The organism is Acinetobacter sp. AOR12_HL (genome assembly GCF_027855275.1).
Taxonomy (GTDB): domain Bacteria; phylum Pseudomonadota; class Gammaproteobacteria; order Pseudomonadales; family Moraxellaceae; genus Acinetobacter; species Acinetobacter baumannii.
Map to the genome: position 1 here is coordinate 113,081 of NZ_JAKTIJ010000010.1, position 13,152 is coordinate 126,232.

At 35.0% G+C, this 13,152-nt stretch carries 15 protein-coding genes and 1 other RNA gene; 7 read left to right on the plus strand and 9 right to left on the minus strand.

The genetic code is table 11. The features are described 5' to 3' along the window. Positions 1-189 precede the first annotated feature (189 nt). On the plus strand, positions 190-1,644 hold the full coding sequence (locus MKL36_RS03670; protein WP_021511192.1) for a SulP family inorganic anion transporter: 1,455 nt from the start codon (positions 190-192) through the stop codon (positions 1,642-1,644). 47 nt (positions 1,645-1,691) lie between these two features. Here MKL36_RS03670 and MKL36_RS03675 read toward each other — a convergent pair whose 3' ends face one another. The 5 genes from MKL36_RS03675 to kynU form a co-directional block, all read right to left on the minus strand. Beyond that, positions 1,692-2,870: a S8 family peptidase gene (locus MKL36_RS03675; RefSeq protein WP_021511191.1), complete on the minus strand. Its 1,179-nt coding sequence runs from the start codon at positions 2,868-2,870 to the stop codon at positions 1,692-1,694. A gap of 231 nt (positions 2,871-3,101) precedes the next feature. Next, positions 3,102-3,215 (minus strand): hypothetical protein, encoded by a 114-nt coding sequence (locus tag MKL36_RS03680; protein WP_085916944.1) that lies wholly within the window; start codon positions 3,213-3,215, stop codon positions 3,102-3,104. Positions 3,216-4,084: 869 nt separating this feature from the next. Next, on the minus strand, positions 4,085-4,831 hold the full coding sequence (locus MKL36_RS03685) for an alpha/beta hydrolase (RefSeq protein WP_031222814.1): 747 nt from the start codon (positions 4,829-4,831) through the stop codon (positions 4,085-4,087). 7 nt (positions 4,832-4,838) lie between these two features. Further along, positions 4,839-6,245, minus strand: coding sequence for an amino acid permease (locus tag MKL36_RS03690; protein ID WP_021511190.1), 1,407 nt, complete (start codon positions 6,243-6,245; stop codon positions 4,839-4,841). A 40-nt stretch (positions 6,246-6,285) separates the two neighbouring features. Beyond that, complete coding sequence (kynU, locus tag MKL36_RS03695) at positions 6,286-7,536, minus strand: kynureninase (RefSeq protein ID WP_000632787.1); 1,251 nt, start codon at positions 7,534-7,536, stop codon at positions 6,286-6,288. A 146-nt stretch (positions 7,537-7,682) separates the two neighbouring features. Here kynU and gigD point away from each other — a divergent pair, with 146 nt between their 5' ends. Together gigD and MKL36_RS03705 are read left to right on the plus strand one after the other, a co-directional pair. Continuing rightward, complete coding sequence (gigD, locus tag MKL36_RS03700; RefSeq protein ID WP_001099948.1) at positions 7,683-8,132, plus strand: Lrp/AsnC family transcriptional regulator GigD; 450 nt, start codon at positions 7,683-7,685, stop codon at positions 8,130-8,132. A 45-nt stretch (positions 8,133-8,177) separates the two neighbouring features. Further along, the gene (locus MKL36_RS03705; protein ID WP_021511188.1) at positions 8,178-8,714 is read left to right on the plus strand and encodes a GNAT family N-acetyltransferase; all 537 of its coding nucleotides are present in this window, start codon (positions 8,178-8,180) and stop codon (positions 8,712-8,714) included. A 52-nt stretch (positions 8,715-8,766) separates the two neighbouring features. Here the strand turns inward: MKL36_RS03705 and MKL36_RS03710 are convergent, their stop codons facing one another. The 3 genes from MKL36_RS03710 to MKL36_RS03720 all read right to left on the minus strand — a co-directional run bounded on the left by MKL36_RS03710 (position 8,767) and on the right by MKL36_RS03720 (position 9,868). Continuing rightward, positions 8,767-9,060, minus strand: a complete 294-nt coding sequence (locus MKL36_RS03710) for a hypothetical protein (RefSeq protein ID WP_000689660.1) — start codon at positions 9,058-9,060, stop codon at positions 8,767-8,769. 114 nt (positions 9,061-9,174) lie between these two features. Continuing rightward, positions 9,175-9,411 (minus strand): hypothetical protein, encoded by a 237-nt coding sequence (locus MKL36_RS03715; RefSeq protein ID WP_000525041.1) that lies wholly within the window; start codon positions 9,409-9,411, stop codon positions 9,175-9,177. Positions 9,412-9,508: 97 nt separating this feature from the next. Next, positions 9,509-9,868 (minus strand): YcgJ family protein, encoded by a 360-nt coding sequence (locus MKL36_RS03720; RefSeq protein ID WP_000798357.1) that lies wholly within the window; start codon positions 9,866-9,868, stop codon positions 9,509-9,511. Positions 9,869-10,039: 171 nt separating this feature from the next. Here MKL36_RS03720 and MKL36_RS03725 point away from each other — a divergent pair, with 171 nt between their 5' ends. The 4 genes from MKL36_RS03725 (at position 10,040) to MKL36_RS03740 (ending at position 12,881) form a co-directional block, all read left to right on the plus strand. Then, positions 10,040-10,726 carry an HAD-IA family hydrolase gene (locus tag MKL36_RS03725; protein ID WP_001045479.1) on the plus strand — a complete coding sequence of 229 codons (687 nt, stop codon included), beginning with the start codon at positions 10,040-10,042 and terminating at the stop codon, positions 10,724-10,726. Next, complete coding sequence (locus MKL36_RS03730; RefSeq protein WP_000040959.1) at positions 10,710-11,150, plus strand: RNA-binding S4 domain-containing protein; 441 nt, start codon at positions 10,710-10,712, stop codon at positions 11,148-11,150. Before MKL36_RS03725 ends, MKL36_RS03730 begins: the two co-directional genes overlap by 17 nt. A gap of 145 nt (positions 11,151-11,295) precedes the next feature. Next, positions 11,296-12,345: a recombinase RecA gene (gene recA / locus MKL36_RS03735; protein ID WP_000344169.1), complete on the plus strand. Its 1,050-nt coding sequence runs from the start codon at positions 11,296-11,298 to the stop codon at positions 12,343-12,345. 53 nt (positions 12,346-12,398) lie between these two features. Further along, positions 12,399-12,881 (plus strand): regulatory protein RecX, encoded by a 483-nt coding sequence (locus MKL36_RS03740; RefSeq protein WP_000476756.1) that lies wholly within the window; start codon positions 12,399-12,401, stop codon positions 12,879-12,881. Between the two features lie 14 nt (positions 12,882-12,895). Here the strand turns inward: MKL36_RS03740 and ffs are convergent. After that, an RNA gene (gene ffs / locus MKL36_RS03745) (signal recognition particle sRNA small type) lies at positions 12,896-12,992 on the minus strand. Positions 12,993-13,152 lie beyond the last annotated feature (160 nt).

The window sequence follows — 13,152 nt, forward strand, 5'->3', positions numbered from 1 at the left end:
TTATGTTATCCTTCGTACCTCTTTAAAACTTCAAATTTTCATTATCCATGACACTTACGCCACCTTAAGTTTATTTACCCTTCTCCTTTGTAAATAACTCATCACTGTCTAGTGATATGGTGTAGTCGCTTGTGTGTTGGTATATCACATCACTAGCCTTTCTAAAATTTAAAATTCTAGGCTATTTCCATGTTAACGAATCTTCGAGAACAATGGTTCTCTAATGTCCGTGCAGATATTCTTTCTGGGCTTGTTGTTGGTCTGGCTTTAATTCCAGAGGCGATTGCCTTTTCAGTTATTGCAGGTGTAGATCCCCAAATCGGTTTATATGCGTCTTTTTGTATTGCGGTTATTATTTCTTTTGTAGGTGGCCGTCCTGCCATGATTTCGGCAGCAACGGGCGCTATGGCCTTAGTCATGACGACCCTAGTGAAAGAACATGGTCTTCAGTATTTATTCGCAGCTACTATTTTGACGGGTGTCATACAAATTATAGTAGGATATCTTAAGCTTGCTAAACTCATGCGCTTTGTCTCTAAATCGGTTGTGATTGGTTTTGTAAATGCTCTCGCCATACTCATTTTTATGGCCCAGCTTCCAGAACTAGTCAATGTAAGTTGGTACGTCTATCTATTAGTCGCTATTGGTTTAGCAATTATTTATCTATTCCCTTATGTACCAAAGCTTGGAAAAATTTTTCCATCTCCCCTTATATGTATTGTTATAGTCACATTACTTGCTATCTTTTTGGGCCTTGATGTGCGAACAGTTGGCGATATGGGAGCACTACCAAATACTCTACCTATTTTTTTAATTCCGGATATTCCTCTTAATTTAGATACACTTCTTATCATTCTTCCTTATTCATTGGCGTTAGCTGCAGTTGGCTTACTTGAGTCGATGATGACAGCCACAATTGTTGATGAAATGACAGACAGCCCGAGTAATAAATTTAAGGAATGTAAAGGTCAAGGTATTGCCAATATTGCCTCTGGTTTTATGGGTGGGATGGCTGGATGTGCCATGATTGGACAATCAATGATTAATGTTAAATCAGGTGGTCGCACACGCTTATCTACTTTATGCGCAGGCATATTCTTGCTGATTTTAGTAGTATTTTTAAGTGATTGGTTAAAATTTATCCCCATGGCTGCGCTTGTTGCTGTCATGATTATGGTATCAATAAGTACTTTTGAGTGGCGTTCACTTACCCAATTTAAAACTAATCCTAAAAGTAGCAATACCGTTATGATTGCAACGGTTGTTGTAGTCGTAGCTACTCACAATCTAGCATTAGGCGTATTGACGGGTGTACTACTTTCCGCGCTTTTCTTAGCCAATAAACTTGAAAATGATATACAGGTAATAACTTCATTAGAAGGCAACGCTCGTTTATATGATTTAAGAGGACAAATATTTTTTAGTTCTTCAGATAGATTCATGCAAGGCTTTAACTTTAAAGAAGATGTAAAAGAAGTCATTATTGATTTAACCCATTCACATATATGGGATGTCACTTCGGTTGCAATGCTTGATTCAGCAGTAGAAAAGTTCCAAAAGAATGGCATACAAGTTACTGTACGTGGTTTAAATGAAGCCAGTTCAATCATGATTGACAAGTATGGTACACATGCAAAAATTTAAAAAAAGGTCCTTCGGGACCTTTTCAATCATAGAGAATTATATTTTTATTAAGGAGATTTATATAACAAGCGGTTTGGGCTACCTGAAGGGTTTTTTACTACGTTACTGCTCGCTTGATTTAAAAGATTGGTAGAGATCGTTTGAGGTGAAGCCGTAGGTGTACTTTGAAGCATTTCAGCAACTACACCAGCAACATGCGGGGTTGCCATTGAAGTACCATTTAATATCTTGGTAGCTGTATTACTTCCAATCCAAGAAGAATTAATTTGGCTACCCGGTGCAAAAATATCAACACAGCTTCCATAATTAGAATAGCTTGCTCGAGTATCGGTATTATCTGTCGCAGCCACTGTAATAGCTTTACTTACTCTTGCTGGAGAAGATGTACATGCATCTGTATTTGAATTGCCAGCGGCTACGACCATGACATAACCATTATTATATAAATTTTCCACTGCACTATCTAAAGAAGAACTTGCCGCCCCACCTAAAGACATATTTACAACTGCAGGTTTTTTACCATTTTTCAATATCCAGTCTAAACCAGCAATAACATTACTTGAGGCTCCTGACCCATCACACCCCAAAATCCGGATAGGAACTAAATTGACATTTTTAGCAACACCATAGGTCGTACCACCTACTGTTCCAGCAACATGGGTCCCATGTCCATTACAGTCGGTTGTACCATTGCCATCAGATATTGCGGTATAGCCACTTAATACACGTCCTGAAAACTCTTGGTGGCTAGATAATATACCAGTATCCACGATATAAACCGTAGTACCTGAACCGGTCTGTAAATAAGAATAAGTCGAATTTAATGGTAAAGCTTTCTGGTCTATACGATCTAGTCCCCAATCTGGATTACTTTGAGTAGTTGCATCAATATTTACTATTGTATCGCTTTCTACTGAAAGAACATGAGGGTTCTTTTTCATCGTTTCAATAAAGGCTGCCCCTGCTGTATCAGGTAAATAAATTGCAAAACCTTTAAGAACAGTATCGTAGCTTTGTAAAACTTTACCAGCATGTTGTTTAGCAATATTTTGTGCGAAATCTTTAGAAGGACCTGCATCCTTATTTAATATAACAATATATTGATTTTTAATAATTCCTTTTGCTTGGGAAGAATCATTTACAGGATTTGCAACATTTGAAGCGGCATACACAAAATGAGTAGCTGCTATTGAAAGACAAATAGCAGACACTTGGCGAATATTCATGACTATCTCCATATATTATATTTCAGGTATTTTTATGATAATTAATAACTTTTTACTTCAGGATTAAAATTTTAGATGAGAACTTTGAGGAGTTTTATCTGCTTTTAAACCCCAACCATATTTTCATAATTTTTTAGGTTAAACAATATCAATCCACTTTTTTATAGAAAAATGTGACATCTATCTACTTATAATTTAAATATTTTATTTTTTTATAATTAAAATATCACTCTATTTGGGTTCAATAATATAAAAGAATATAACCATTATGATAAGAACTATAGTAGCCATTGCTAAGTAAGTACCAACAGTATTAAAACTTCTTAGAAACTTCAAAATATCCATAACAATATGATAATTAACAGGTTATAGACAATTATTTCAAAATATAAAAGTTCATACAACTATAAAAAATTAACAATTTCTTTAACTGTGATTAATATGTACAATAAATGTATAAATATATATTTCCTATTCTTTATTAATTAAGCTTATTAGAAATAAATTATTTGAATTTTCTTACCTAACTAAAATAAACCCTTTATATAAACTTAGCCAGTTTAAAAATATTTTTAAATAAACATTTTTAATAAAAAATACCCACATATCTTAAAAATATGTGGGTATTAAAAAAACAAACAACTTTACAGACGCAGTATATGCATATATAAATATATACCTTTAAAGATATATTTACAATACTTCTTTAAGTTTTTCACTTGAATTGAACCGAATTTACTATTAACTGTCTTTTTAATGCGCGAATCTTTGTACCATTAACGAATTGTACAAAAATAAAAAAGTCCGCATCTTGGGAAGCTACGGACTATAAACTCATCTAAGCAACAGCTAAACAGTTTGTCGATTAGAGAGAAAACACTATCTTTTTAATCTAATCGAGATATTAGTTTAGGTCAACTTAAAATAGTATACAGCAGTAAAAAACTCAAAAAATTGTGACACACTCTACACTTCCTTATTGATTAAGCAAAAATCAATATATTTATTTAAATCTAATAAAACAATATATCAATTTATATGTTGTTCAACTTGGTTATTTAACATACTCAGTGCTCTTGTACTGAAATATTTTATTAGCTGAACTTAATATTATAAATAAGATAACTTTTCATGATTTTCCAGCCACCTATTGTTTCTATAATATTTAAATCAACTTACCCTATGTTTACCAAGGCTAACTCAAACTTAATTTCTCACTTAAATATAAATTTAAAATAGTGCTCTAAAATAGAGTAATGGTTAATTTCAGGAATAATTTCAAAAGAAATCATATCGTCACCTTGACTAAGTCGATACTCAAAATAATTTTGACTTTGCCATTTTAATTCACTAAGTTCTAATCCACCACACAAAATCGTACAAGGAATATTGATCTGTTCCTGCTGATGAATAGGACTATATTTCAAAATATCCTCTTGCGATAAGTTTAAAGCGTGATTTAAATGAGTCTCTTGTATAGGTAATAAATCATAAATCCCACTTAATAAAGTTGCCTTGGATAATAACGGATGGTTTAAACATAAAGCACCAAGATGAGCACCTGCTGAATGGCCGACCAATACTACTTCGTCTGTTTTCCAATTTTGTTCAGCGATAAAATCGAGCGCTTGTTGAGTTTGAGCAACGATTTGTGAAATATGACTTTGAGGAGCCAAGTCATATTCTAAAAGTACACACTGCGCTCCTTTTGCTAATATGTACGGCGCTATAAAGGCAAAGTCCGATTTATCACACCACTGCCAATATCCCCCATGTATAAAAATTACGGTTTTATTGACATGTTCTAGAGGAAAAAAATCCAGAATTGATCGGTTCTTTGAACCGTACTTTATATCTTTTATATGATCATAGGCCTGATAACTCAGCAAGCTTCTGTATTGGAAGCCTGCTAGTATTTCACCTTCATTCTCTACCGTTGTAGCATTGTCATACCTTCTCATATACCAATCACTTCAATGTTTCTTCACTAGAGTTGAGATTTAACTTTACGGTAGAACGTTTCAAATAATAGAAAAATATAAGAACCAGAACTAAAGGTACGCCAAATTGTAAAGTAGACTTAAATTCACTGGTAAACCAGGTAGTCACTGTAATGCTTAAAATCGCAATAAACCCAAACAAAGAGATAAATCGACTAGCAGGAATTTTAAATTTTAGTTGTATATTTTGCTGAACCATATGTCTTCTAAAAAATATATGAGTCACAAATATACTTCCCCACGTGAACAACGCACCAAACATGGATAGCGCAATCATAATTGGAAATGCGGAAGCTGGATTAATCGTATAAACAATACTAGCAATACCAATCCCTACCGCAGATAACAACAGCGCATTTACCGGTACCCCATTACTACTAATTCGACCAAAGACTTTTGGGGCATCACCTGCACGTGACAAGCTAAACAGCATACGAGTTGAAATATAAAGCATGCTATTCATAGCTGATAAGGCAGCTACAATTACAATAAAGTTTAAAATGCTATCCGCATACGGGATACCGACAATCTTCATGACCATAACAAAAGGGCTTGTTGCATCTGCTCCAATCAAAACAGTCCACGGCACCAAAGTAACGATTAGGAATAAGGACAATAAATAAAACAAAATGAGTCGAAGTGCTGTGCTTTTGAATGCTTTTTTAACTGCCTTTTCTGGGTCTTTAGCTTCGCCAGCCGCGACAGCAATCATTTCTATACTTAAATAACTAAATATTGAAATGATTACTCCAATCCAGACCCCACTAAAGCCATTTGGAAAAAAGCCCCCATGTCCTGATAAATGAGTTACAACTTGTGTTATTTCCTGATTGCTTTGCGTCAAGATACCAATAGACAAAAGAATAAACACAATAATGGCAAAAACTTTAATTGTGGAAAACCAGTATTCCACTAGTCCAAAAGCTTTAACACTATAGGCATTTACAACAAGTAAGGTCAGTGAAAAAAATCCAATCCAGACCCAAGAGCCTACATTCGGGAACCAGAGCTTCATATAATCAGCAACGGCGGTAATCTCTGTACCTACCGCCAGCACAATACAAGCCCAGTAACAGTAGCGAACTAAGAAGCCAGCAAGTGGACTTATATAATGTTCTGCATATGCACCAAATGAGCCCGAAGTAGGATGCTGAACTGTCATTTCAGCCAAACAAGCCATAAGCGCAAAAGCAATTAAACCACCAATCGCATAGCTGACGATGACTGCGGGACCTGCAAAGCTAATTGCAAATTTGCTTCCCATAAACAATCCGGTTCCAATTGCTCCACCAATGGCAATCATCCCCATCTGTTTTGCAGATAACTTTTTATGCAGCCCAGCTTCTCTATTTTGTATTTCATCAAAACTACTCATAGGCCCTCCTAGCCATTTGTTTTATTTTGATTCCTTAAAATCAGGTCACTTCACCGCGAACTAAATACTGCTTGTTTTTCCATTCACTATTCAGCATGGTTTCTTTTAAGTGCTGTACTGCCTTCCAAATATCTTCAAAGCCCAGATACAAAGGGGTAATACCAAATCTCAAGACTGCAGGTTCCCGATAATCACCAATCACACCGCGTGCAATAAGTGCCTGAATAATTTCATAACCGAATTCATGACGATAACTAACATGGCTACCACGATGCTTATGATCTAAAGGCGTAATTAACTCAAATCCGAATTCAGAACATTCTTGATGTACCAATTGAATAAATAAATCTGTTAATTTCAAAGATTTCTCACGGATTTTTTGCATATCAGCATGCAGAAAAATATCCACTCCGCATTCAATCAGACTCATAGAAATAACTGGCTGAGTCCCACATAAATATCGGCGGATACTATTCGCTGGCTCATAATGCTGTGCCATATCAAATGGTTTTTTATGACTCCACCAACCAGATAAAGGCTGCCAGAACTGATCACGATGCTTTTCATTGACCCAGAGCAATGCAGGAGAACCAGGGCCACCATTTAAATATTTATAGGTACAACCAATCGCAAAATCACTATCAGTTTGATTAAGGTGCATAGGAACCGCACCGACTGAGTGGCATAAATCCCAAATCACCAAAGCATCTTTAGAGTGAATTTGTTCATTAATAGATGCCATATCATAAAAATAACCAGTGCGGTAATTCACATGGGAAAGTACTACTACAGCAACATCTTTCTCTAAAGCACGAGATAAGTCTTCTACACCATCAATTAATTCAACCTGATAGCCCTTTTGAATTAAGTCAATGAAACCTTCAATAATGTAAATATCTGTTGGAAAAGCATCTTTTTCTGCCACAATAATTTTGTGTTCAGGGAATTTATCAGCCTGAATTTTTACCGCTGCAGATAAAACTTTAAATAAGTTCAGTGTAGTTGAATCTGAAATAACAACTTCACCTTGTTCCGCACCAATCAGTTTAGCGACTTTGTCACCCAGCCGTGTTGGTAACCCCCACCAGTCTGCCTTATTCCAGCTATTGATCAGATCTTCTCCCCATTCTTGGGAAATAATATGCTGAGCGACAGCCAAAGATTTCTTTGGTCTAGCACCTAAAGAGTTACCATCTAAATAAATGACGCCTTCTGGCAATGCAAATTCATCTTTAAATTTTTTGAGTTCATCTTCCTGATCCCAATACAAACACTGTTCACGAGTAATCATTTGGTATTGCACCTATTTCTACATTTCCTTTGTATTTGAATTTTATCACGTCAATTTGTACGATTTATTCGATAATATTTGATCAAAAATAGCTATTTTCGTATAAAATTCTAATTAAAATTAAAAAATATGGATGAAATTCGAAAATGAATGTAGATGCAATCGATCTAAAAATTTTGAAATATTTACAAGACAATGCCCGTTTAAGTAACCAAGAACTTGCTGATCTTGTTAATCTTTCAGCATCTGCTTGTCACAGACGCGTCAAAATTTTAGAAACCAACGGAATCATTGAAAAATATCAAGCAAAAGTTAATTATGAAAAATTAGGTATAAAAATTGAGGCGATAGTTGAAATAAAACTTGCTCAACTCACCGAAAATGACCACAACTTTTTTTTAAGCCAAATCAAGAATTTTGATGAAGTCATCAATGCCTATATCATTACAGGTGAATCTAATTATGTACTGCACGTTGCCACTAAAGATCTAAACTCTTTTTCTCATTTTGTTATTAATACACTCAATAAAATTAAAGGTGTGGTAAGCATTAACTCAAAAATTATCTTACAGAAAATTATACAAAAGCCGCTGTAGAATATTTAGCTAAAATTAAAAAACTCTCGTTAAAGAATTTTTACTATGATCGAAACTGAACGTTTAATCTTAAGACAATGGAAAGAGTCTGATTCAGAGCCATTTATCAAAATGGGTTTAGACGAAGATGTTATGCGTTTTTTCCAAAAGCTTTTATCTGCTACTGAAAGTATAAGTTTAATTCAAAGAATATCAGCTCTTATTGATGAAAATGGCTGGGGATTTTGGGCGGTAGGATTAAAAGAAACTCAAGAATTTATAGGCTTTATTGGCTTACACAACCAACCAGAACAATTTGATTTTTCTCCCTGCATTGAAATTGGATGGAGAATTGCTACAGAACACTGGAAAAAAGGTTATGCCACTGAAGGAGCAAAAGCAGCATTGGACTATGCCTTTAATATTCTCAATAAAGATAAAGTGGTTTCTTTCACAGCAACAGTGAATAAGCCATCTCAAGCCGTGATGGAAAGACTAGGAATGCGCAAAGTTAAATACTTTAATCATCCCAGGCTTCCAGATGAACATGCCTTACAAAAGCATGTTCTTTATGAAATATATCATCCTAAGCTTGAGTTATAATTCAGTTAAATAGTGATATAAATAAAAATATTTCAATGAGTTAAAATGGTTATTACTCATCAAAGTCATAACCTACAGAGGTGGAATACTCCCAATACTCATTAATCTTATCCGCAATATCTTCTTTGTCCATGGTAGTTAAAACGTAGAAAAGTTTTGCCTCTTTATTTTTTCTCAAAATTAATAAATTGTAATAGTCATATTCAGGGCCATTTAGCCCTAATGATGGCTGTTCTTCACAATGCTTCTCAGCCTTGTAATGCCATTCAAGTTTATAAGTATCAATACCATTGGCAGCATTGATCACTATGCCATCATTGGCTCCTCCAATAAATCCAATTTTCATCGCCTACTCTAAATTGTTATTCAAATGATTTTTAATATAACTTTAAATAAGTAGAGTTCAATTTATAAAATGTTTGCCAATACGTATCCTATGTAAATCAAAATAACGAGATGATTATTTCATTGTCCGTAAATACTCATAAGCTTCTTTTTCGTTGCTCTCAAGATGAACTTTTGCATCCGTTTCATCATTTAATGTTTCGTTTATTATTTTGCTCCCTTCATAAGAAATTTGATGACCAATTTGGAAATCTGCTCCTAATGCATCAATCACAATAAACTGCCCAGCCGTGTTTGAAGCAATAAAAAAACTGTTGTTACGATAACCATATCTAATTGTATATAATCCCACTTTTATTCCAACTTTTAATAATATTTAATAATGATAATTTCATATAAAGTATAGAAACGCAAAAAAGTATCAAAAAACTAATTTACAACTCATACAACTACCTATTTTTAAAAATTTTATCAGTCATTTTTTTATCTACTCTACTTCTATGACCATTTTCAAAAAATTTATTCACATGGCACAATTTAGTAGTGGTATCACAAAATACACCATTAGAAAAAGTAAAAGCAGATGTATCAAAGTCACCTTGTGAAAAAGCTTGTTTTGCTTTTTTTGCACCTAAATATTGATTAGTTAAGGATTTGGAAACGCCCTTTTTATCTGCACAAATGTATTTATCACAGACTACACCTCTTTTAGGTGAAAAAACTGCAGCTGTATTTTGTGCCAATGTATTTGCACTAAACGCAAAACAAATAGAACCGATAAAAACAACAAAGAAATTAGAATTTTTCATTTTTTAATTCACTCGTTATCATTAATTATTGAAATAATATATCAAAAGTAAAATATCTTTAGAACTTTAAAATGATGAGATAACAACAAATCAATCTGTTTTTGAGGCTTTAATGTTTATAATCTTAAGCTAATTTCTTCCATGTATATTTAAAGCTGGAGCGTTCGCAACATGAATAAGGTAGTGCTGTTTGACATGGATGGAACTTTACTAGATTTGGCTTTTGATGACTTTATCTGGAACGAATGCTTACCTAAAAGACATTCTGAAACACATCATCTATCTTTAACTGAGAGTCAAGAAATATTAAACCAGTTTTATCGCAGCCATAAACATACGCTTGCTTGGTACTCATCAAACTTCTGGACACAAACAACTGGCGTGGATGTTTTAAAGCTCCAGCAAGAATTTCAGCATAAAATTAAAGCGAGGTCAGGATGCATGGAGCTGCTCAGCGCTTTAAAAGCACAAGATTATCAATGTTGGCTAGTCACCAATGCTGACTGTGCAAGCCTAAAATTAAAGCTTGATAACGTTCCTATCCAAGATTTTTTTGAAGTCATCGTATCTAGCGAACAAATTGGTTACGCAAAAGAAGACATCCAATTCTGGAAAGAGTTGCAACGCTTGCATCATTTTGCGCCAGAAAGCACTATTTTTTTAGATGACACTCTTCCTGTTTTAAAAACTGCAGAAAAATTTGGTATAAGACACTTGTTTACTATCTTACAGCCCTCAAGTCTTAAGAGTATAAGACAGCCACAAGATTTAGAGTATAAAGCTCTAGATCAGCTTACAGAGCTACTGTCTATTTTGAATCAAATTGATAGAAAGGATAATGATGTCAAAATTGCGTGAAGACGATGCTGTAGAAACCATGCGTGTCGACAAATGGTTGTGGGCAGCACGTTTTTTTAAAACCCGTTCTATTGCTAAAGCTGCAATTGAAGGGGGTAAAGTACATCACAATAATGAACGTGTAAAAGTTTCTAAAGAAATTCGTGTCGGTATGGAGCTCGTTGTTCAACAAGGTTTCGATAAAAAAACAGTTGTTGTTAAAGCGCTCTCCAATACCCGAGGACCGGCCCCTGTTGCACAACAACTTTATGAAGAAACAGAAGTAAGTATTGCAAGACGGGAGTTGATTGCTTCCCAACGAAAATTGCATAATCTAGCACGACCTGACCATAGACCAAGCAAGAAAGATCGGCGACAAATCAATCGGTTTAAACAGGATAATGATCAACATTATGAAGATCACTGGTCTTATAATGATGAATAAAAACGTCGAGTTGTGTCGCACTCACATATACAATATATAGAAGCTAGAGAAAAAATCTGTCACTATTAGCCCTGTGAAACAAGTTGAGATTCAATGCATCCACTTGGGTTAAACGTGATGAACATAGAGTATTGAGGTTTTTGAGATGGATGAGAATAAAAGCAAAGCATTACAAGCCGCTTTGAGCCAAATTGAGAAGCAATTTGGTAAAAATACGGTTATGCGTCTTGGTGATAACACTGTTCAAGCAGTTGAAGCCGTATCTACAGGTTCTTTAACTTTAGACATCGCATTGGGGATTGGTGGTTTACCAAAAGGCCGTATTATCGAAATTTATGGTCCTGAATCTTCTGGTAAAACCACAATGACATTGCAAGCAATTGCTCAATGTCAAAAATCTGGTGGTACATGTGCCTTCATCGATGCTGAGCACGCCCTAGACCCTCAATATGCACGCAAGCTTGGTGTAGATATTGATAACCTACTTGTTTCACAACCCGACAACGGTGAGCAAGCACTTGAAATTGCTGACATGCTTGTCCGTTCAGGCGCAATTGATTTAATCGTTGTGGACTCGGTAGCTGCACTTACACCTAAAGCAGAAATCGAAGGTGAGATGGGTGACTCTCATATGGGTCTACAAGCGCGTCTTATGAGCCAGGCACTTCGTAAAATTACGGGTAATGCTAAACGTTCAAACTGTATGGTTATCTTCATTAACCAGATTCGTATGAAAATTGGTGTTATGTTTGGTAGCCCAGAAACTACCACTGGTGGTAACGCTCTTAAATTCTACGCTTCAGTTCGTTTAGATATTCGTCGTATCGGTCAAGTAAAAGAAGGCGATGAAATTGTTGGTTCAGAAACTAAAGTTAAAGTCGTTAAGAACAAAATGGCTCCTCCGTTTAAAGAAGCTATTTTCCAAATTCTATACGGTAAAGGTACTAACCAACTAGGTGAACTTGTAGATTTAGCTGTACAACAGGATATCGTACAAAAAGCTGGTGCATGGTATTCATATCAAGGCAATAAAATTGGCCAAGGTAAAAACAATGTAATTCGCTATTTTGAAGAAAATACTCAAATAGCTGAAGAAATTGAACGTAATATCCGTGAACAATTGCTGACTACAGGCACAAATGGTGCAGTTCAAATTGAAGATGAAGAAGAGCCAGATCTTTTATTAGAATCGTAATTATACATGAGTCATAAAACGCCCTTCGGGGCGTTTTTTACAAGGAGTTTTATATGTTCAAAAGAAACGATGAGCAATCTCAGCAGCGCCCTCCTCTTACTGGCCAACGTTTACGCTCATATGCTTTTGCTTTACTCACTCGCCGAGATTACTCTAAAGCAGAGCTTATCGAGAAATTAGCTCGTTATGCACAAAATATAGAAGAAGTAAAACAACTGGTTGAGGAATTATCTGAACAAAATTACCAGAGTGATCAGCGTGTTGCTGAGCAAATGCTAGCAAGCCAAATTCGTAAAGGTAAAGGACCGAAACGGATTCAACAAGCTTTAAAAACTAAACAAATTGAAAATGATTTAATTGCAGATGAAATTCAAGAAATTGATTGGGTAGAACAAGCTTATCAACTTAAAGTTAAAAAATTTGGAGAAGCTGTAGAGAAAGATCCAAAACTTAAAGCAAAACAGATCAGATTCTTACAATATAGAGGATTTGATTTAGATGTAATTTTAAAAGCAATCCAAAGAAAATTGGATTAAAAGAATGGTGGCAACCCCACTAGCAAAACTTCGGCACATCATAGATCTGCTACCGTTGCTACCTTCCGGTCCTGGCGGGGTTCACAGAGTACAATTGCGAAGCCACCAGCGGGGCTACCATTGCAAAACAAAGTATAGAGATTTTTAAAAGAGTTGCAACCCTTCTCTGCCTTTTTCGGCAAGTTTTTGTTTCGATTGATTAATTCCTCAGCAAAAATAGCTTTAAACCCCAAAAATGTAATTTCTTGAGCTTATGCTCTTTTCTTATTTT

Bases quoted from the DNA above. Each gene is read 5' to 3' on its own strand.
- MKL36_RS03710 (WP_000689660.1), bottom strand. From the start codon at position 9,060: ATGAAAATTGGATTTATTGGAGGAGCCAATGATGGCATAGTGATCAAT.
- kynU (WP_000632787.1), bottom strand. From the start codon at position 7,536: ATGATTACTCGTGAACAGTGTTTGTATTGGGATCAGGAAGATGAACTC.
- MKL36_RS03725 (WP_001045479.1), top strand. From the start codon at position 10,040: ATGAATAAGGTAGTGCTGTTTGACATGGATGGAACTTTACTAGATTTG.
- MKL36_RS03675 (WP_021511191.1), bottom strand. From the start codon at position 2,870: ATGAATATTCGCCAAGTGTCTGCTATTTGTCTTTCAATAGCAGCTACT.
- gigD (WP_001099948.1), top strand. From the start codon at position 7,683: ATGAATGTAGATGCAATCGATCTAAAAATTTTGAAATATTTACAAGAC.
- MKL36_RS03740 (WP_000476756.1), top strand. From the start codon at position 12,399: ATGTTCAAAAGAAACGATGAGCAATCTCAGCAGCGCCCTCCTCTTACT.
- MKL36_RS03670 (WP_021511192.1), top strand. From the start codon at position 190: ATGTTAACGAATCTTCGAGAACAATGGTTCTCTAATGTCCGTGCAGAT.
- MKL36_RS03690 (WP_021511190.1), bottom strand. From the start codon at position 6,245: ATGAGTAGTTTTGATGAAATACAAAATAGAGAAGCTGGGCTGCATAAA.
- MKL36_RS03680 (WP_085916944.1), bottom strand. From the start codon at position 3,215: ATGGATATTTTGAAGTTTCTAAGAAGTTTTAATACTGTTGGTACTTAC.
- recA (WP_000344169.1), top strand. From the start codon at position 11,296: ATGGATGAGAATAAAAGCAAAGCATTACAAGCCGCTTTGAGCCAAATT.
- MKL36_RS03720 (WP_000798357.1), bottom strand. From the start codon at position 9,868: ATGAAAAATTCTAATTTCTTTGTTGTTTTTATCGGTTCTATTTGTTTT.
- MKL36_RS03705 (WP_021511188.1), top strand. From the start codon at position 8,178: ATGATCGAAACTGAACGTTTAATCTTAAGACAATGGAAAGAGTCTGAT.
- MKL36_RS03730 (WP_000040959.1), top strand. From the start codon at position 10,710: ATGTCAAAATTGCGTGAAGACGATGCTGTAGAAACCATGCGTGTCGAC.
- MKL36_RS03685 (WP_031222814.1), bottom strand. From the start codon at position 4,831: ATGAGAAGGTATGACAATGCTACAACGGTAGAGAATGAAGGTGAAATA.